Genomic DNA, 18625 nt, shown 5'->3' with positions numbered 1-18625 from the left:
CTGTGAATTGAAGGCACAATAGATTGTAGTTTTCAGTGTCTGTTTTCTCAAGTCATTTGCGCCGATCTTGCACCCGACCACGTGGAGATTTGCATCATGACAACGACACTGACCGCAGGACGCATCAAAACCGGACACAAAGCCCGTTGGGCCCTTGTCGCGCTTGGCATCGGCGCCTTCGGGATCGGACTGACCGAATTCGTGATCATGGGATTGCTGGTCGAGGTAGCGCAGTCGCTTTCGGTCAGCGTGCCATCGGCAGGCTTGCTGATCAGCGGCTATGCGCTTGGCGTCACCTTTGGCGGCCCGCTGCTGACCCTTGCCACGGCGCGCTTGCCGCATCGCAACGTGATCCTTGCGCTGATGGCGATCTTTATCCTCGCCAATGTCCTTTGCGCCATCGCGCCAAGCTATGGGTTGCTGATGCTGGGGCGGGTCATCAGCGGCGTTGCCCATGGCACCTTCTTTGGCGTCGGTGTCGTCGTCGCGCAAAGCCTGGTCCCGCCCGAACGCAAGGCCTCAGCCATCGCATTGGTCTTTACCGGCCTGACGCTGGCAACGGTTCTGGGCCTGCCCTTTGGGACCGAACTGGGGCAAGCGTTTGGCTGGCGCGCAACCTTCTGGAGCGTGAGCGGCATCGGCCTGCTGGCGCTTGCCGCCAGCGCATTGTCGCTGCCCGCCGGCACCCACGGCGAAACCCAGGCAAACTGGCGCAGCCTGGCAAGGCTTCTGCGGGGCGCGCCGCTGTTGGCGCTCGCCACCACGACACTGGGTTATGCTGGGGTCTTCCTGGTCTTCACCTATATCGCGCCGATCCTGACAGAGGTCAGCGCGGTCGCCCCGTCCCATGTATCACGCTACCTGCTGCTGTTCGGTGCGGGGATCGTGGTGGGCAACCTGCTTGGCGGGCGCCTTGCGGACCGCGGGCTGCGCCCGGCGTTGCTGGGAACATTGGCGGGATTGGCGGCGGTGATACTGGCCATGCGTCTTGGCATGGGCAATCCGGCTGCCGCGATGATCTCGCTTTTCCTGTTCGGCGCGGCGGCCTTTTCGACCCTCGCGCCGCTTCAGGCCTTCATGTTGCGCCAGTCGCAGGGCGCGAGTACGGAACTGGCATCGACCCTGAACATCTCGGCCTTCAACCTCGCCAATGCCATCGGTGCGGCCATCGGCGGCAGCGCGATCACGGCGGGATGGGGGCTTGGAAGCCTGTTCCCGCTGGGCGCCACTATGCCGGCTCTGGCCGTTCTGCTGACCCTCTTGACCTTCAAATCCAGGGAAGACTCATGAAACCGATTACCGCGACGACCGCCCTGATGCTGTTCGCCCTATCCGCCGGAATGGGTCACGCGAAGGATTGGACCCCGGCTTGGGCCGCCAGTCCGGAAGCCGTCTGGAGCACCGAATTCGACTTTCCCACCGGCCTGCCCGACAGCATCGCCGGGCAATTCATTCGCCAGCCGCTGACCCTTGCCTGGGGCGGGGACAGCCTGCGCATCACCTTGTCGAATAGCTACGGCACCAGACCCTTGCCCGTTGACGCGGCCACGGTTGCGCCCGGCGGCGCAGCCGCCGCGCTGGAGGGGCAGGAGCAGCCGGTTCTGTTTGGCGGCAATCCCTGGGTGATCATTCCGCCGGGAGCGCGGATCACCTCTGATCCTGTGGCGCTGACGATCCAAGCAGGTCAGCGCATCTCGATCACCCTGCGTTATGGCGACGACGCGGTTGCGCAGGATTTCCACTGGGACGCGCGGGAAACGAGCTTTGTCCTTGACGGGGATCGCATTGATGAAGAGATCACCGCCCGCGTGAGTCTTGCCGGCGTGCTGACCGACCATCCGGCCGAGATGGTCGTGGTCGCGATGGGGGATTCCATCACGGACGGCAATGGCGCGACGATGAACGAGGATGTGCTCTGGCCGGATTTTCTGGCCCGACGGCTCGCCCCGCAAGGCGTGGCGGTGATCAACGCGGGCATATCCGGTGGCAGGCTTCTTTCGGAGGGGATGGGGGAAAGCGTTCTGGCGCGGATCGATCGCGATGCTTTCGCCGTGCCCGGTATTGATGCCGTGGTGCTTCTGATCGGCACCAACGATATCGCCTGGCCCGGCTCGCCCTTTGCGCCGGACGAGGCCCCCATGACGCTTGAACGTCTGCAGGCAGGCATCGCCGCCATTGCCGCGAAGGCCAGGATTCACGGCGTGCGCCTGATCGTGGGGACGGTCCCGCCATTTCGCGGCGCGTTGCCCGGCACGCCGATGGAGGCCACCTATTGGAGTGCCGCGAAAGACACCCTTCGCAGCGAGTTCAACGACTGGCTGCGAAAACCCGATCTGATCGACGGACTGGTCGATTTTGACGCCGTGCTGCGCGATCCGGATGAGCCGTCACGGTTGCGTCCGTCCTTTGACAGCGGGGATCGGCTGCATCCGGGGGATGTTGGGAATAAGGCAATGGCCGCTGCCATCTCTTTGGAACTGCTGAAAGGGGAAAAACAGTGAGCACAGGTTGAGACAGCCGTCATGGATGGATACGACAAAATGCTGCGGCAAGCATGACCGGCCGTTTCGGGAAGCCGCACTGCGACATCGCACAGCGAGGTGAATAGCAGCAGAGGGCCGCTCATCAGTCCGGGGCTCCATATTCCTGCGCAACCTATGGATAAAGCCGTTGATATGATACAGGTATCAGGCGAACGACACCGTCATCAGCAATGTGAGAACGCGTCCCTCGCCTGATTTCGCTAATGCAGCAAAAAACTGGTCTGGCGGGTCGCGCTGCGGCACAGTGACTCCGAGTTCAAGGTCGGAACTGGGCCGTCCACGCCGATGCGGTGTGCGCGGAGACCCGAAACAGTTCGCCGCAATGCTGCAGGCTTCTTCGAGGCCTTCCACGACATTCGATCCGCCCCGCGCAAGGGTTGCGGCCAATGCATTCCGTTTATCCAACGGCCCGCAGTCACGCTGTGGTTCCTACGCAACGATCAAGCAGCCACTCTCAGACCGGCCATTGCCCGAATGCGGTGATGGCCAGGATAGCCCCTTCGATCATTTTCACCCCATCCACAATTATGCAGGTAATTGCCTGCGCGTATTGACATGCAGGCAATTACCTGCATATATGACTCTTGTCGCGTATGGAGGCACCGATGGATGACGACATGGTGTTCAAGGCCCTGGCCGATCCTGGCCGCAGGATGCTGCTCGACCGTCTCTGCGAGAAAAACGGGCAGACGCTCAGTCAGCTCTGCGAGACCATGGACATGAAACGCCAATCCGTGACCCAGCATCTCGGCCTTTTGGAACAGGCCAATCTCATCAGCACGGTGCGCCGCGGGCGCGAGAAGCTGCACTTCATCAACCCGGTCCCGCTCTACGAGGTCTATGAGCGCTGGATCCGCAAGTTCGAAGAAGGCCGCTTGAGCCTTCTCCACGACCTCAAGCAGGAACTTGAAAGGAACGAGAAATGACCGACAAATCAGCCAGTTTCGTCTACGTTACCTTTATCCGCACGACGCCCGAAAAAGTATTCGAAGCGATCACGAGGCCGGAAATTGCCCGCCGCTACTGGGGACATGAGAATGTCTCAGACGACTGGCAGCCCGGTTCCGGCTGGCGGCATATCCGCACCGATGAGGCTCGCACCGTCGATCTGGTGGGCGAAGTCATCGAAAGCGATCCGCCCAAGCGGCTCGTCATCAGCTGGGCGAACGAGAGCCAGAAGGGCGATCCCGACCAGTACAGCCGTGTCACCTTTGACATCGAAGCGCAAGGCGACCTAGGCAGCCGACTCATAAAACTCGATCCACAGCCTGATCGATGCCAGTTTGATCATCGACAGGAAATTGCGTGAGGTCTTCTCGTATCGGGTTGCGATACGGCGGAACGAGGCTTTCAGCCTGCCAAAGAAGCGCTCGATTTTGTTGCGTTCCCGGTAGATTTCAGCATCAAATTCGGCGGGTAGTTTACGGTTGGCCTTGGGAGGGATCACGTCGATAGCCCCCTGTTCCCAGATCATATCCCTGATCCAGTCTGCGTCATATGCTTTATCCGCGAGCACATGTTGTCCAGGTTGCAAGTTGTCCAGTAGCGTCTTGCACGGCGGCGCGTCATGGGCTTGACCGGGTGTCAATTCATATCGGATCGGCAGCCCATCCTGATTGGTAAGTGCATGTATTTTCGTCCCTAATCCGCCCCGTGAACGACCTAAACAGCGGCGTGGGTCTTTTTTTGAGCGTGGTGGCGGAATGATGCGCACGCACGCTGGTCCCGTCGACCATCACCATGTCAACGTTATGCGCGTCGGCGATGGCCTCCATGATCCGGTCCCAGTGGCCTGCATAGCTCCACCGGTTGAAGCGGTTGTAGACCGTGGTCGGTGGGCCGTATTGCTCTGGTAGATCAGCCCAAGGGATGCCGGTGCGCAGGACGTAGAAAATGCCGTTGATCACGCGGCGGTCATCAACCCGCTTCTTGCCACGTGTTTTGTTGGGCAAGACAGCTTTGATGAACTCCCATTCCAGATCGCTCATATCTGATCGCGCCATTTGCATTCTCCCGCCCAGTTTTGTGCGAGAGTGAATCACAAACTTATGCTTCTAAACAAGAATTAATGAGTGTGCTGCCTAGTCAAGTTGACCGTCGCTCATGACGAGTTGCAACCTGGCAGCGGCATGCTGAACGGCGTCAGCAAGGGCTGGCCGCAGGTGCTGTCCAGCATGAAGTCCTTCCTCGAAACCGGTCAAGGGTTCGATCTCTGACCGCACACCGGCATATCAGGACATGAGGAGCACCCCAATTAGTGCGAAGACCTATGAGGGTGGCTGCGCCTGCGGCGCTATCCGCTATGAAACGAAGAGCGAGCCCATCTTCGAGAACCACTGCCAATGTACAGATTTTCAGAAACGCAGCGGTACCGGGCACGGGTCCTATCTGACCTTCCCGCAGCGAGCCGACATGAAAATTACCGGTGAAGCGTCACAATGGAGCGTGGCGGCGGATAGCGGGAATGACAAAATCCATGCCTTCTGCCCCACATGCGGAACACCGGTCTACCTGACTTTCGCGGCAATGCCGGACTTGATCGCGGTCGACGCGACCAGCCTCGACGACCCGAGCCAGTTCAATCCGCAAGTGCTTACATACGGCATCCGCAGCCGTGTATGGGACCGGATTGATCCCTCGGTGCAAAAATTCGAATGGATGGCGCCCGGCTGAGGTCGCCTGGTGTACGCCATCCCGCATGAACTCGACGATCCGCCCCGTCAGGTTGACCTGCCGGCGCGGTTTCAAGCTACCCTTTCACAAACGCCCGCTTTGTCCCGCACAGCCGTCATACGTTCTTCGAACATGCTCCGCGTTTCAGGAACGGCTGGTCTGGTGAAGCTGGGGTGCGGCACTAGACACTCCGGCCAGTGGCGGCTTTGAGCCGGGAGTGTCTGTGATCATGTCTCCGCCTCCGTCAGGTTCGCGCCGGTGCTGCGCATGCTCGGTTTGAGCCCAACCTGCTTGTTCTAGGCAGCACACTCATTAATTCTTGTTTAGAAGCATAAGTTTGTGATTCACTCTCGCACAAAACTGGGCGGGAGAATGCAAATGGCGCGATCAGATATGAGCGATCTGGAATGGGAGTTCATCAAAGCTGTCTTGCCCAACAAAACACGTGGCAAGAAGCGGGTTGATGACCGCCGCGTGATCAACGGCATTTTCTACGTCCTGCGCACCGGCATCCCTTGGGCTGATCTACCAGAGCAATACGGCCCACCGACCACGGTCTACAACCGCTTCAACCGGTGGAGCTATGCAGGCCACTGGGACCGGATCATGGAGGCCATCGCCGACGCGCATAACGTTGACATGGTGATGGTCGACGGGACCAGCGTGCGTGCGCATCATTCCGCCACCACGCTCAAAAAAAGACCCACGCCGCTGTTTAGGTCGTTCACGGGGCGGATTAGGGACGAAAATACATGCACTTACCAATCAGGATGGGCTGCCGATCCGATATGAATTGACACCCGGTCAAGCCCATGACGCGCCGCCGTGCAAGACGCTACTGGACAACTTGCAACCTGGACAACATGTGCTCGCGGATAAAGCATATGACGCAGACTGGATCAGGGATATGATCTGGGAACAGGGGGCTATCGACGTGATCCCTCCCAAGGCCAACCGTAAACTACCCGCCGAATTTGATGCTGAAATCTACCGGGAACGCAACAAAATCGAGCGCTTCTTTGGCAGGCTGAAAGCCTCGTTCCGCCGTATCGCAACCCGATACGAGAAGACCTCACGCAATTTCCTGTCGATGATCAAACTGGCATCGATCAGGCTGTGGATCGAGTTTTATGAGTCGGCTGCCTAGATGTCTCAGCGAATGTCATTTATTCACCTTTACACTCGGCGGGAAGGCATCCCGCGTGCTACTGCGTTTGACGTTATCGGTATTCAAGGCCGTTTGGCACGTCTGGGTATCATATGGGTATCATTTTCGCCGTGCTTGGCTGGCACGGTACAAGGTAACTTGAGATGGTTTGCGGCACCAAAGAGGCGTCAATTCAATCGCTTGCGGACGGTTTGAAGAGGGATGCCTCAAGTTGCATAGATTCAAAGACTTATTGAAAATCCTCGTGTCGGTGGTTCGATTCCGCCCCCGGCACCAATTTTGCCAAGTAAATACAATGCCCTAGCGTCTCGGCCGCTCTCCCTGTATAAATACGCTGTCCGCGTGGCTCTGAATCAAGCCGTCGGCACAGTCCCTCTTTCGATGACCGCTTCAGCCCCAGTGATGGTTGCCGCTCGGCCGGGCGCAAGGAGGGCGATCAGGATGGCAACTTCGGACGGCTTCGAGGGGGCCGATTGGTATGCCCCCGAGCGCCTCAATCATCATCCGCTTGCCGCCTTCGAGATCCGTGCCGGATTCTTGCGCCAGACGCTCGGCCAGGCCAACCTTGGCTTTCGTCTCGATCCAGCCAGGTGCCACACGCACGACGCGCAGTCCCTTGGGTGAGACTTCCTGTGACAGGCTCTTGCTATCGACAGAGAGCGCCGCCTTGGCTGTGGCGTAACCCGTGGTCGCGTGGGGCAGTGGCCGTTGGCGCTGGATAGAGGTCAGATGGATCACAACACCCGCGCCCTGTGCGACCAACCCCGGCCCATGCGCGCGGCTGGGGCGCACGGCAGGGAGCAAGTTCACTTCGGCCCGCCACGTCGCCGCGCCAAGTTTGCGAAACAAGGCGACGGTCGCCGCCCCTGCGCCCTATCTGCCGCCGGTGATCAATGTTGTGCTGCCAACACCATAAAGGTCGACCTCAGCCATGATAATCAGGATAAATTGGCATCTAAAGATGCCTGAATCGGGACAATCAGAGACACCGGTTTAAGGGAGCTGGAGGCAGTGCTGGCCATCGCACGCCATGGATCGTTCCGGGCGGCTGCACTCGACCGAGGTATGTCGACCACGGCCCTGTCCCATACCATCGGCCGGCTGGAAGCCGACCTCGGTGGGCGGCTGTTCAATCAGACGGCACGCAGTGTGTCGCTCACCGATACGGGGCGGGATTTTGTCGGGCGGACATCCCCGGCGGTTGCTGAGATCCGCGCTGCGATGGACGCAGCCCGGTCACAGCGCGAGACGCCGTCGGACTTGTTGCGCATCAATGCGTCGGTTCAGGGGGCGCGGCAGATCGCACCACTGATGCTAGAGTTTCTGCGGCGTTATCCCGAGGTGCAGGTCGATCTGGTGACAGAAGGCAGGCTCGTCGGTATCGTCGGTGAAGGCTATGATCTGGGCATTCGTCCTGCCGATTTGGAGCGCCGTGACATGATAGCACTGCCCTTGGGGCAGCCGCAGCGATATGCTGTCGTCGCCGCACCAACTTGGTTGAAAACCCACACCGCGCCGATGAGTCCTGCCGATCTTCCAGCGCAAGAATGTATCCGTGTTCACCTCCCAAACGGAGCGCTGTTTCGCTGGCAGTTCGAGCGAGATGGAGAGGTGGTGCAGTTCGAAGCCAAGGAGCGTCTGACGCTAGACGAGGCCTCAATCGCTCGCGTTGCGGTGTTGGATGGCATCGGCGTCGGCTTTTTCGTCGAGCAGGATGTTGTCGATGACATTTCAAGGGGTCATTTGATCCGTCTGCTCGAGGATTGGACCCCGCCCCGCGCGGGCTTCTGCTCATATTATCCCGGGCGTCGCGACCCTTCCGCTGGCGTCGCGGCGTTCCTCCCACTGGCGCGAAACATGGCTACCAGACACGCGCAGAGCGGGTGAGAATGATCGAGGCATGCCGCACGTCTCGATGCGGCCGAACAGTTTGCGCGTGTTGAACCAGCCGGTGATACCTCGTCCTAACATACCAAGAGGTGCGGCAGGTATGCTCTGCCACTCACTCAGAGCCATGCCACCTCAGATCGGCGGCGCGGCGCGTTCGGTCATCAACTGGCGGGCCGTGACCCGCTCGCGGTGGATCATATAGAGCCCCGCGCCGATGATGATGGCGATGCCCGTGAGCGTGAGCGCGTTGGGGAAATCGTGGAACACCAGATAGCCGAGCAATGTCGCCACCGGCAGTTCCAGATATTGCAGCGGCGCCAGTGTGGCTGAAGGGGCGAGCGAGAGCGCATAGGTCATCATCATATGGCTCAGCGTCGCGAAAAACCCAACCCCCAGCAACCAGAGCCATGCAACCCCTTCAGGCCAGACCGGATCGAGCATCTCAATCCCTGTGCCCTCGGCCAGGATCATCACCGGCAGGCAGAGCAGGCTGGCAATGAGGCCGGTGTGAAACTGCAGGGTCACGGGATGCACCCGTCGCGATAGGCCGCGTGTCACGAGGATATAAAAGGCGAATCCGACCGCCGTGCCGAGCGGAAACAGTGCCACTGCGCCAAAGGCCGCGAAACTGGGCTGGATCACGAAGAGGACGCCAACAAAGCCCACCATCGCGGCACCCACGCGGCGCGGGCCGACATCTTCACCCAAATAGAACTTGCCCACCAACAGCACGATGAACGGGGCGACAAAGACAATCGCCAGCGCATCGGCCAGCGGCATCACCCGGATTGCGGCGATGAAGCAAAAGGTCGCGCCAAAGAGCAGCGCTGCGCGAGACAGGAGTGCCAGCCATTGCTCCCGTGGTACGCGCAACGACAGCCCCAGGATCCAGACAAACGGCGCCATAAGTGCGCATTGTACGATAAACCGCGCGGCGGTGATCTGTCCCACTGGCACGCTGGTGGACGCGAGCTTGGCCGCCACATCCAAGAGGGGGGCGGTCACGCAAAACCCCAGCATCAGAGCGACACCGGCAAGGATGCGGTCGGTGGGCGGGGGGACGGAGATGATGCTTGTCATGGACCCGGCATAGGGTGTCACCTCGGGCGCGTCTATCCTTTTCACGACCCTTGATCTTGCCAAAGAGGTCAAACAATCGGTGCCAATCAGTGTCGATTGATTGAACATTTCGCAAACTGGTGAAAGTCTGCGCAGATCTGGTAGGGGAGCCGCGAATTTGCATATTCTGAGATCACTTGGTCCCGCTGTCGCTAGGGTTTCTGGGATCGAAGCCCTGCGGGCGGGCCTTGGGGCGCTGATCGGATTGGGGCTGACGGGGCTGTTTCTTTTGTCGCCAAACATTGATCTCGCGTTGGGTTTCTACCTTGTCGCGCCCTTTGGTGCGTCGGCTGTCCTGCTCTTCGCCGTGCCGAATAGCCCGCTTGCGCAGCCATGGTCCGCGATTGTCGGCAATACGGTTGGAGCCCTTGTCGGGGTGGCCGTATGCCTAGTTGTCGGAGACGTCGTCCTGCGGGTCGCCCTAGCTGTGGGTCTTGCGATCACCGCCACAATCCTGTGTCGTGCGCTCCACCCCCCTGCCGGTGCCGTCGCAATGACCGCCGCCATGTCTCCAGATGCCGTCGCACAATTAGGTTTCTGGTTCGCCCTCGCCCCCATTGCCATAGGAACGACGGCCCTTGTCGTGCTCGCGACCGGCTACGCGCGGCTGACCGGGCGACATTATCCGTTCCGTCAATTCGATGACCCGAGCAAGCACAGAACAGAAGACCGAAATCCGACCGAGCGTCTTGGCCTTTCGGAAGACGAGCTGACAGGTATTCTCGAACGCTACAGCCAATCGTTCAACCTAGGGGTCGAGGATCTGGCCCGGTTGATCGGTGCTGCGGAACTGCAGGCCGCCGCGCAATCGACCGGCCCGCTGACCGCTCAGGACATCATGTCCCGTAATCTTGTCACGGCTCTCCCGGATACAACGCTTGGCGAGATTGCGGATATCTTCAGAAAACATCGGTTCACGTCGCTGCCGATCGTAGAGTCCGATACCAAGTTCTTGGGCGTCATCTTTCAGATACATCTCATCAGCCAAGCCCGAGAAGACGCGCTGCGTCTGCATCGCGGCTACCTGCCCGCCTTGAGGCGGTTATTGGATCGAGATCGGGAGAAGCCTATGACCGCGAGCGACATCATGAGCGTCGCAGTTCCCCGCGTCACGACAAACACTCCGATCGGAGCGCTGCTGCCAATGATGGCGGACGGCGATACCGATGCTGTACCCGTTGTGGAGTATGGAAAAATCGTCGGCATTGTCACGCGAACGGACCTTATCGCCGCACTTGCGCGGCGAGCGGCTCGATCCTGACACACAAGCAGACACGGTACTTGTGCCGCGATGGATCACCATCCAGTGATACGAGGTCCAAGCGCGTCATCGATCCCTTTGCCACAGAATACCGCGAGGGAGGTCCGCGTCTCTCATCGTCCCGTGTCCCGGCAAACGCGCCAACGCATGATCCCTCGCGATCCGTTCTCAACCGAATTCGATCACCTGTCGGATTGCCGTGCCATTCTCCAACTGATCCATCGCCAAGTTGATCTGATCAAGGCGCAAGCGGTGGGTGAGCATCTTTTCCACCGGCAGTTTGCCTTGTTGGTGCAGCGAGAACATACGCGGTAAGTCGCGTTGCGGCACGCACGAGCCGATGTAGCTGCCTTTCAGGCTGCGTTCCTCAGCGACCAGTTTGAGCGCGTTGAGCGGCATGCGCGCATCGGGATGTGGCAGGCCCGCAGTCACGGTCATGCCGCCCCGGCACGTGCAGTCATAGGCGGTTTCCAGCGCTTTGACCGAGCCTGCCAATTCTATGGCATAATCAACGCCACCATCGGTAATATCACGCACGGCCTGCACGGTGTGCGCGTTCGATGTCACCGCATGGGTGGCCCCCATGCTGAGCGCGGCGTCTAGCTTGGATTGAAAGGGGTCGATCACGACGATCTGTGCCGCGCCAGCGGCCAAGGCCCCCAACACCGCCGAAAGACCGACTCCGCCCAATCCCAACACGGCGACCTTGCTGCCGGGCATGACCTTGGCGGTGTTGAAAACGGCCCCCGCGCCGGTCAGCATCGCACAGGAGAAGAGGGCCGAGATATGCGTGGGAATGTCGGCCTCGACCTTGACCAGAGAGCGACGGGCGAGAACCGCATGGCTGGCAAAGGCAGAGACACCGACATGGTGATTGACCGGCTTTCCGTCCATCGACAAGCGGCGATGGCCGGTCATCAATTCCCCGACCCCGTGATGTTTGGCTGCCCGAGTGCAGAGCGCCGGACGACCTTCGGCACAGGGCTGGCAGGTGCCGCAACCCGGGGCAAAGATACAAACAACGTGATCGCCGGGCGCGAGATCGTCGACGCCCGGCCCAACCTCTTCGACAATTCCCGAGGCCTCATGGCCAAGCACCATCGGCATAGGTCGGGGACGGGTACCATTGATCACCGAGAGGTCAGAGTGGCAGACACCTGCGGCAGCAATGCGGATCAGAACCTCATCGCGTCCGGGCGCCTCGAGATCGACGTCGCGCACGGTCAGTGCCTTGTTCACCTCAAAATCGCTCTGGATGTTATCGCGTTCAAGAACCGCTGCCTGTATTTTCATGGTGTCATTCTCCCGTAAATTGCTCTTCGAACCTGTATAGCTCTGATAGCTGAGGCGCGGGCCTTCACGGGCGCGGGTCGCTCGTGCGGCATGCCGCGGCCATCCTATCGGCGTTATAAGGCGCTGTCGTCGTGGTTTGTACCGTGATAGTAAGAACCTATGGCCGGAATAGCGTCAAGGTATTGGCCGAGCCTTTGGCTCTCGGTCTACCATCTTTGATAGGCCAGATGGGAGGGCCTTCGAATGATGCGCCAGTCAACGACACCCTTTGTCATCATCGGCTGCTGCCTGACGGAGGGCGTTGGTGCTTCCGACAGGATTTTTGCCTCCCCGTCGCGCAGCCCGTCGAATACCGTGCTGCGCCCCACCTACAACGGGGAACATGCCAGTCTAGAGGGCATCGTCAGATGTTCACCACCCCAATCGCAATACGCTGATTGGCTAAACTGAAAAGGGAGGACTACATATGAAAAACCTATTCGTGACACGCGCTGCCGCCGCCATGGTGGCCGCTGCATTGCCTCTTGCGGCAGGTGCCGCAGATAAACCCGAAAGCCTCAAGATCGGGATGACGGCCTTTCTGACCGGCCCTGCGTCGGTTTTTGGCGTCCCGGCCCGCGATGCGGCCGAGATTCTCATCGAGAATATCAATGCGGCTGGTGGCATCAACGGTGTCCCGGTCGACATCTCGTTCATCGACGAGGGTGCTGGCGCCGAGGCGCTGACTTCGGAATATCGCCGCATGGTGGAATCGGGGGGTGCCGAGGTGATGCTGGCAGCGATTTCGTCGGGCAATTGCCAGACGCTCGCACCACTCGCCGAGGATCTGCAAGTGCCTAATCTGATGTGGGACTGCGGCACGCAGCGCATCTTTGAAGAGAACGATTACAAATACGTCTTCCGCACACAGGCCAATGCGACACCGGAAATGCTGGCGACCGTGCTCTACCTGCTCAAGACCAAGCCCGATTTCAAAACCATCGCCGTGGTCAATCAGGACTACGCTTGGGGGCGTGACAGCTGGGATATCTTCATCACCGCGCTCAAAGCAATGAAGCCCGATGTCGAGGTCGTGGCTGAATTCTTCCCCAAGTTCGGCTCGCCCGACTTTTCCACCGAAATCTCGCGTCTTCAGGCCATGCAGCCGGATGTGATCCTGTCCACCTCCTGGGGCGGCGATCTTGACACCTTTGTACAGCAGGCGTCGCAACGCGGGCTGATGAACACGTCGACCTTTGTTTTGCCGCTGGCGGAATCGTCGCTGGAGCGGCTGGGATCGGCGCTGCCGGACGGGCATATCATCGGTGCACGCGGGGATCACTATTTCCTCCACCCCGAGCGCCGCAATGACGAAGACTTCAAGGCCTTCATGACGCAATACGAGGAAAAGACTGGCGACGTGTCCGTCTATCCCGTGTTCCACGCCAGCCAGGCCATCGCCGCGCTCAAGGCTGCCTATGAAAAGGCCATCGCCGACAACAGCGTTGATTGGCCCAGCGAGGATCAATTGCTAGCGGCGCTTGAGGGTCTGACCTTTCAGGGGCTGGGACGTCCCGTCACCCTGCGCGAGGACCATCAGGGTGTCGAAGATCAGTTGATGGGAACGAGCGTGCAAACCGGCGAATATCCCTTTGCCACCATGCAGAACATCATGATCTTTGACGGTGACGAGTTGACAACGCCCGTTGGGCAGAACTCGATTGAATGGGTGGGCGCGCTTGATGCGGGCTTTGTCGAGAGCGTCACGGTCGATACTTTCGAGAACTGAACCACGCTTGTAAACTTAACGGAGAGGGCCATAGATTGCCCTCTCCGTGTCCTTGAAATACCCGGGATCAGCACATGAATTTCTCGATCTTCCTGCTCGCCCTGTTCGACGGTGTGGCCTATGCCGCGCTAGTGTTCATTGTGGCGCTCGGTCTCACCCTGATCTTTGGCGTCATGCGTATCCTGAACGTCGCGCATGGTTCGCTCTATGCGATCGGCGCCTATACAACGGTCTCGTTGGTGGGATATTTTCTGGCCCTCGGTTTTGCTCCGGCCTTTGCCTTTCCGCTGATGATCGTCTCGGCAATCCTCGTGGGGATCGTGATCGGCGCACCGCTGGAATATTTCCTGCTGCGCCGGATCTATCAGAAATCAGAGGTGCTCCAACTTCTTGTGACCTTCGCGGTGTTCATGATCCTTGAGGACGTGCAGCGGCTGGTCTGGGGCACGCAGCCCTATTTCAATTCCTCTGCCTTGCAAGTGCTGGGCAATGTCACCGTGTTTGGCGTGACCTATACCGCCTATCAACTGATCCTGTTGCCGTTGATCGCGGTGGTTCTGTTGCTGGGCATGCGCTTTTTCTTGCGTCACACGATTATAGGCAAGCTGATCACCGCCACCACAGAGGATCGCGAAGCGGCGCAATCCATCGGCATTGATGCCGACCGGGTGTTTCTCTTCACCTTCGTCATCGGCGCTGTTCTGGCCGGGTTGGGCGGCGCGCTGGCCTCTCCGACGACATCGATCCTGCCGGGCATGGGGGCGGATATGATCGTGCTATCCTTTGCCGTGGTGGCCACCGCTGGGCTTGGACAGATCGAGGGCGCTGCGCTCACGGCTCTGATGATCGGTCTAGGTCGATCCTTTGCCGTTTATCTCTATCCTGAAATCTCCGTGCTTGTGCCCTATCTCATCATGGTTCTGGTCCTGCTGGTGCGCCCCGAAGGGCTGTTTGGCAGTCCAGCCGCACGCAAGATCTGAGGCCGGACATGCCCACCCGAACACAGTCAAGCAAGCCGTCAAACAAGGTGAATGCCCGCATGACATCCCCTCTTTCATGGCTCTGGATCGTTGGAATGGCGGTGATTATCGCTGTGCCCTTTCTAGTGCCTTCAATGCAGCTTTTGGTCAATTTCGCCTTGGCCAAGGGGTTGGCCGTTCTGGGCGTTACCGTCCTCTTGCGGGCCGGGCAGGTGTCCTTTGGCCATGCGCTCTATTTCGGCATTGCGGCCTATGCGGGGGCGTTCCTGATGACGTCAATGCCCGCAACCGATTTCTTTGTCATTCTGATTGTCGGGGTGTTGGGGGCCATCGTGGCGGGGCTCTTTGTTGGGCTCTTCGTGGTGCGCTATCGCGGCATTTTCTTTGGCATGCTCAATCTGGCGTTCTCGATGATTTTCTGGTCGATCCTCGAGAAGTTCTATCACCTGACCGGTGGCGCCGATGGCCTGCGCTTCACCCGCCCGACGGTGTTTGGTCAGGCGCTGGATCATGTCCAGTTCAATATGGTGCTCTATTACTCGGTTCTGGTGCTTATGGTGGCGCTGGGCTGGTTCACGCATCGTTGGTTTGCCTCGCCCGTGGGGCAGCTCTTTCAGACCATCAAAACCAATGAAACCCGGCTCGAATATCTCGGTATCTCGCCCAAGCGGGCGCTCTTGTCCGGTTACCTCTTGTCGGCGGCGCTCTGTGGCGTTGGCGGGGTGATGATGGGCATGGCCCAAGGCGTCGTGACACCTGAATATGTCTGGTGGGTGCGCTCGGCGGAAATGGTGTTCATCGCCGTGTTGGGTGGGGCCGGATCGGTGCAGGGGGCCTTCCTTGGCGCGCTGATCTACGAGGTCGTGCGCACCTATGCCTCGGTCTATGCCGGTGACATTTGGCAAATGATCCTCGGGGGCTTTTTGCTCATCATCATCCTGTTTGCCCCGGGTGGTCTGATTGGCATTCTCGAGTCCGCCTTTAAGCGCGATACGACCAAGCCATCGGCCAAGACAGGAGACCGCAAATGACCGAGGTTCTTCTGGAAACCCGCAACCTGACGATCAAATTCGGCGGGATCACAGCGGCGGACAATGTCTCTTTGACGATCAATGCCGGTAAAAACCTGGCAATCATCGGTCCCAACGGCGCAGGCAAGACGACGTTTCTCAACATTTGCACCGGCTGGCTCAAACCCAGCAAAGGGCAGGTTCTCTTCGAGGGACAGGACATCACGCCGCTGCCTCCGCGCAAGATCGTGGATCGCGGTGTCGCGCGCGCCTTTCAGATCCCACAACTCTTTACCGAGCACACGGCGCTGGAAAACCTGCTGATTGCCGCTTCGGCACGGCAGAAACGACGCAATCCGCTGGTTGATATGCATGCCATCCCGGAACGCACCGAAATGCTGAATCTGCTGGATATGGTGGGGTGCGCCGACGTGGCCGATGCTCTGGTCGTGGAACTGCCCGAGGGGCAGCGCAAACTGATCGACATCGCCGTGGCTCTTGCGCTCAAACCCCGCCTGCTTTTGATGGACGAGCCCACCTCTGGCGTGGCCTCGTCCGAAAAACACGCAATCATGGAAATCCTGATCGGCGCGTTGAAAGAGGCCAATGTCACCTCGGTCTTTGTCGAGCATGACATGGGAATCGTCGAGAAGTACGCTGATGAGGTGGCGGTCTGGAACAGCGGTAATGTGCAGTTGCGCGGTACGCCTGCGGAAATTCTGGAACATCCCGACGTGATCCGGGACGTGATCGGAGAGGTGGTCTGATGTTGGAATTACGCAATGTGAATGCCTCGATCGGGATCATCCCGATCCTGCGCGACCTGACCTTTCGGATTGGCGCGGCCGAAACCGTGGCCTTGATCGGTCGCAACGGCGCAGGCAAGACGACGCTCTTGCGCACCATCATGGGGTTTACCACGGCCAGCGGCGAGATCCTGTTTGAAGGCCAGCCCATCAACGCCCTGCACCCGCCCAAGCGGCCCGGTCTGGGGATTGGCTATGCGCCCGAGGATCGGCGGCTCTTTGCGGCCTTTACCATCGAGGAAAACATTCTTTTGCCCGCACAGGCGGCGCGGCTGGGCAAGGCCGAGACCACGCGTCGTCTGGACCGCGCCTATACCGTCCTGCCCGAATTGCGTGATTTGGCCCAACGTCCCGGCGGCACCGTGTCGGGCGGGCAGGGTAAGATGGTGGCTCTGGCGCGCGCCCTGATGCTGGGCACCAAGCTCATCATGCTCGACGAGCCGTTTCAGGGGCTCGCGCCTGCGCTCGCACAACGCTACGCCGAGGCGCTTCGGACCTTGCGCGATACAGATCGTTCAATCACGCTGATCATCACGGAATCCAACCCCTCTTTGCTGCGCGGCTTTGCGGATCGTACGCTTGTGATCGAGCGGGGCGAAGTCGCCGAGGGCTCTCTTGAACCGGAAGGAACCAAGGCATGAAAGACACTGACACCAATGCAAAGCTGGTCATCCCCAAGCCTCTGAACCTGATTGGCAACGATTGGGTTCCGGCACTCTCCGGCAAGGTGATGGATGTCCTCTCGCCGATTGACGGGCTGCCCTTTGCGCAGATCGCCGACAGCGATGCCGCCGATATCGACGCAGCCGTCGCAGCGGCGCGCGCGGCCTTTGACGGCGGCGAGTGGTCCAAGCTGACCGCCGCAGAGCGCGGCCGCCTGATGATCCGCCTCTCTGAGCGTATCCTTGAGAATGTCGAACCGCTGGCGCAATTGGAGCGACGCGACAACGGCAAGCCGATCGCACAGGCCCGCGCCGACATGAAGGTCACAGCGCGCTATTTTGAGTTTTACGGCGGCGCGGCGGACAAGGTGCACGGCGAGATTGTGCCCTTTCTCAACGGCTATAACGTCGAGGTACACCGCGAACCGCATGGCGTGACCGGCCATATCATCCCGTGGAATTATCCGGCGCAAATGTTTGGCCGCTCGGTCGCCCCGGCGCTGGCCATGGGCAATGCCACGGTGCTGAAACCCGCCGAGGATGCCTGCCTCAGCGCGCTTCGGATTGCGGAACTGGCGCTTGACGTGGGCTTTCCGCCCGGTGCCATCAATATCGTCACGGGGCGCGGGGCGGTGGCAGGTCAGGCACTGGCCGACCACAAAAACATCGACTTTATCTCTTTCACCGGCTCCCCGGAGGTGGGCGTCATGATTCAGACCGCTGCGGCCAAGAATTTCATCGGCTGCACGCTGGAACTGGGTGGCAAGTCCCCACAGATCGTGTTCGACGACGCCGATCTCGACGCCGCGATGCCGTTTCTGGTCAATGCCGTGATCCAGAATGGCGGGCAAACCTGTTCGGCGGGCACCCGCGTGCTGTTGCAGCGTGGCATTTATGAGCGGGCCGTAGCCGAACTGACCGCCCGGTTCAGTGCGGTGGCGGCCTCGGATTCCGGTGAGGATGCGGTGCTGGGGCCGCTGATTTCGGCCAAGCAGAAGAAACGGGTCGAGACCTATATCGCCGAGGCCGACGCGCCGTTGATGGCGCGTGGCATTGTCCGCGAGGATGCGCCCGAGGGCGGCTATTACGTGGCCCCCGCCGTGTTTGGCCCCTGCGGTCCCAAGGCGCGGATTGCGCAAGAAGAGGTGTTTGGCCCCGTGCTCTGCATCATCCCGTTCGAGGATGAGGCCGACGCGATCTCGATTGCGAACAACACCGACTATGGGCTGGTCGCCTCGGTCTGGACCCGCGATGGCGGACGCCAGCAACGGGTGGCCAAGGCGATGCGCTGCGGTCAGGTTTTCATCAACGGCTACGGCGCGGGCGGCGGCGTTGAATTGCCCTTTGGTGGTATCCGCAAGTCCGGCCATGGCCGCGAAAAGGGCTTTGCCGCGCTGCTCGAGTTTTCGCATATCAAGACGATCATCAACAATCACGGCTAGGCCCTGCTGC

Annotated in this window: 17 protein-coding genes and 1 pseudogene; 14 read left to right on the top strand and 4 right to left on the bottom strand. The window is 60.0% G+C overall.

Going from position 1 to position 18625, the window contains the following annotated elements; genetic code table 11:
* The first annotated feature begins 96 nt into the window (after positions 1-96).
* The 4 genes from ROS217_RS02510 to ROS217_RS23340 all read left to right on the top strand — a co-directional run bounded on the left by ROS217_RS02510 (position 97) and on the right by ROS217_RS23340 (position 3852).
* Positions 97-1290, top strand: coding sequence for an MFS transporter (locus tag ROS217_RS02510; protein WP_009816077.1), 1194 nt, complete (start codon positions 97-99; stop codon positions 1288-1290).
* Positions 1287-2501, top strand: a complete 1215-nt coding sequence (locus tag ROS217_RS02505) for an SGNH/GDSL hydrolase family protein (RefSeq protein WP_009816076.1) — start codon at positions 1287-1289, stop codon at positions 2499-2501. Before ROS217_RS02510 ends, ROS217_RS02505 begins: the two co-directional genes overlap by 4 nt.
* Positions 2502-3148: 647 nt before the next feature.
* On the top strand, positions 3149-3469 hold the full coding sequence (locus tag ROS217_RS02500) for an ArsR/SmtB family transcription factor (RefSeq protein WP_040650959.1): 321 nt from the start codon (positions 3149-3151) through the stop codon (positions 3467-3469).
* Positions 3466-3852 carry an SRPBCC domain-containing protein gene (locus tag ROS217_RS23340; RefSeq protein WP_009816074.1) on the top strand — a complete coding sequence of 129 codons (387 nt, stop codon included), beginning with the start codon at positions 3466-3468 and terminating at the stop codon, positions 3850-3852. The genes ROS217_RS02500 and ROS217_RS23340 overlap by 4 nt, the downstream gene beginning before the upstream one ends.
* Here ROS217_RS23340 and ROS217_RS23335 read toward each other — a convergent pair.
* Positions 3778-4546, bottom strand: a protein-coding gene (locus ROS217_RS23335; RefSeq protein WP_157046516.1) for an IS5 family transposase whose coding sequence is annotated in 2 segments (ribosomal slippage) — positions 3778-4225 and positions 4224-4546 — 771 coding nt in all. Because the reading frame shifts where the segments join, the coding sequence is not laid out codon by codon here. The two genes, ROS217_RS23340 and ROS217_RS23335, sit on opposite strands and share 75 nt — an antisense overlap.
* Before the next feature lie 235 nt (positions 4547-4781).
* On the opposite strand from ROS217_RS23335, the gene ROS217_RS02480 reads away from it, so the two are divergent.
* Positions 4782-5216, top strand: coding sequence for a GFA family protein (locus ROS217_RS02480; protein WP_009816072.1), 435 nt, complete (start codon positions 4782-4784; stop codon positions 5214-5216).
* A gap of 372 nt (positions 5217-5588) precedes the next feature.
* A pseudogene (locus ROS217_RS23325) lies at positions 5589-6363 on the top strand (IS5 family transposase).
* A 411-nt stretch (positions 6364-6774) separates the two neighbouring features.
* Here the strand turns inward: ROS217_RS23325 and ROS217_RS02465 are convergent.
* On the bottom strand, positions 6775-7233 hold the full coding sequence (locus ROS217_RS02465; protein ID WP_009816069.1) for an SDR family NAD(P)-dependent oxidoreductase: 459 nt from the start codon (positions 7231-7233) through the stop codon (positions 6775-6777).
* Between the two features lie 129 nt (positions 7234-7362).
* Here ROS217_RS02465 and ROS217_RS02460 point away from each other — a divergent pair, with 129 nt between their 5' ends.
* Positions 7363-8271 carry a LysR substrate-binding domain-containing protein gene (locus ROS217_RS02460; protein ID WP_040650304.1) on the top strand — a complete coding sequence of 303 codons (909 nt, stop codon included), beginning with the start codon at positions 7363-7365 and terminating at the stop codon, positions 8269-8271.
* Positions 8272-8406: 135 nt separating this feature from the next.
* On the opposite strand, the gene ROS217_RS02455 is transcribed toward ROS217_RS02460, so the two are convergent.
* Positions 8407-9354, bottom strand: a complete 948-nt coding sequence (locus ROS217_RS02455) for a DMT family transporter (RefSeq protein WP_040650944.1) — start codon at positions 9352-9354, stop codon at positions 8407-8409.
* Positions 9355-9511: 157 nt separating this feature from the next.
* Between ROS217_RS02455 and ROS217_RS02450 the strand changes: the two genes are divergently transcribed.
* The gene (locus ROS217_RS02450; RefSeq protein WP_009816066.1) at positions 9512-10654 is read left to right on the top strand and encodes an HPP family protein; all 1143 of its coding nucleotides are present in this window, start codon (positions 9512-9514) and stop codon (positions 10652-10654) included.
* A 168-nt stretch (positions 10655-10822) separates the two neighbouring features.
* Here ROS217_RS02450 and ROS217_RS02445 read toward each other — a convergent pair whose 3' ends face one another.
* Entirely contained in the window at positions 10823-11947 is a 1125-nt protein-coding gene (locus ROS217_RS02445; RefSeq protein WP_009816065.1) for a zinc-dependent alcohol dehydrogenase family protein, read from the bottom strand.
* 466 nt (positions 11948-12413) lie between these two features.
* Here ROS217_RS02445 and ROS217_RS02440 point away from each other — a divergent pair, with 466 nt between their 5' ends.
* The 6 genes from ROS217_RS02440 to ROS217_RS02415 all read left to right on the top strand — a co-directional run bounded on the left by ROS217_RS02440 (position 12414) and on the right by ROS217_RS02415 (position 18615).
* Positions 12414-13715, top strand: coding sequence for an ABC transporter substrate-binding protein (locus ROS217_RS02440; RefSeq protein WP_009816064.1), 1302 nt, complete (start codon positions 12414-12416; stop codon positions 13713-13715).
* Between the two features lie 74 nt (positions 13716-13789).
* Positions 13790-14695 (top strand): branched-chain amino acid ABC transporter permease, encoded by a 906-nt coding sequence (locus ROS217_RS02435; RefSeq protein ID WP_009816063.1) that lies wholly within the window; start codon positions 13790-13792, stop codon positions 14693-14695.
* A gap of 59 nt (positions 14696-14754) precedes the next feature.
* The gene (locus ROS217_RS02430) at positions 14755-15726 is read left to right on the top strand and encodes a branched-chain amino acid ABC transporter permease (protein WP_050766407.1); all 972 of its coding nucleotides are present in this window, start codon (positions 14755-14757) and stop codon (positions 15724-15726) included.
* Positions 15723-16472, top strand: a complete 750-nt coding sequence (locus ROS217_RS02425) for an ABC transporter ATP-binding protein (protein WP_009816061.1) — start codon at positions 15723-15725, stop codon at positions 16470-16472. The genes ROS217_RS02430 and ROS217_RS02425 overlap by 4 nt, the downstream gene beginning before the upstream one ends.
* On the top strand, positions 16472-17152 hold the full coding sequence (locus ROS217_RS02420) for an ABC transporter ATP-binding protein (protein WP_009816060.1): 681 nt from the start codon (positions 16472-16474) through the stop codon (positions 17150-17152). The genes ROS217_RS02425 and ROS217_RS02420 overlap by 1 nt, the downstream gene beginning before the upstream one ends.
* Positions 17149-18615: an aldehyde dehydrogenase family protein gene (locus tag ROS217_RS02415; RefSeq protein WP_009816059.1), complete on the top strand. Its 1467-nt coding sequence runs from the start codon at positions 17149-17151 to the stop codon at positions 18613-18615. The genes ROS217_RS02420 and ROS217_RS02415 overlap by 4 nt, the downstream gene beginning before the upstream one ends.
* The last annotated feature ends 10 nt before the right edge of the window (positions 18616-18625 follow it).

The sequence above is a fragment of the Roseovarius sp. 217 genome (assembly GCF_000152845.1).
In the GTDB taxonomy this organism is placed as follows: Bacteria; Pseudomonadota; Alphaproteobacteria; order Rhodobacterales; family Rhodobacteraceae; genus Roseovarius.
This window is presented reverse-complemented; position numbering and strand designations above follow the sequence as displayed.

Coding starts and splice junctions, on each gene's coding strand:
- ROS217_RS02430 (WP_050766407.1), top strand. CDS start 14,755: ATGACATCCCCTCTTTCATGGCTCTGGATCGTTGGAATGGCGGTGATT.
- ROS217_RS02480 (WP_009816072.1), top strand. CDS start 4,782: ATGAGGAGCACCCCAATTAGTGCGAAGACCTATGAGGGTGGCTGCGCC.
- ROS217_RS23340 (WP_009816074.1), top strand. CDS start 3,466: ATGACCGACAAATCAGCCAGTTTCGTCTACGTTACCTTTATCCGCACG.
- ROS217_RS02505 (WP_009816076.1), top strand. CDS start 1,287: ATGAAACCGATTACCGCGACGACCGCCCTGATGCTGTTCGCCCTATCC.
- ROS217_RS02420 (WP_009816060.1), top strand. CDS start 16,472: ATGTTGGAATTACGCAATGTGAATGCCTCGATCGGGATCATCCCGATC.
- ROS217_RS02510 (WP_009816077.1), top strand. CDS start 97: ATGACAACGACACTGACCGCAGGACGCATCAAAACCGGACACAAAGCC.
- ROS217_RS02500 (WP_040650959.1), top strand. CDS start 3,149: ATGGATGACGACATGGTGTTCAAGGCCCTGGCCGATCCTGGCCGCAGG.
- ROS217_RS02435 (WP_009816063.1), top strand. CDS start 13,790: ATGAATTTCTCGATCTTCCTGCTCGCCCTGTTCGACGGTGTGGCCTAT.
- ROS217_RS02440 (WP_009816064.1), top strand. CDS start 12,414: ATGAAAAACCTATTCGTGACACGCGCTGCCGCCGCCATGGTGGCCGCT.
- ROS217_RS02415 (WP_009816059.1), top strand. CDS start 17,149: ATGAAAGACACTGACACCAATGCAAAGCTGGTCATCCCCAAGCCTCTG.
- ROS217_RS02425 (WP_009816061.1), top strand. CDS start 15,723: ATGACCGAGGTTCTTCTGGAAACCCGCAACCTGACGATCAAATTCGGC.
- ROS217_RS02445 (WP_009816065.1), bottom strand. CDS start 11,947: ATGAAAATACAGGCAGCGGTTCTTGAACGCGATAACATCCAGAGCGAT.
- ROS217_RS02455 (WP_040650944.1), bottom strand. CDS start 9,354: ATGACAAGCATCATCTCCGTCCCCCCGCCCACCGACCGCATCCTTGCC.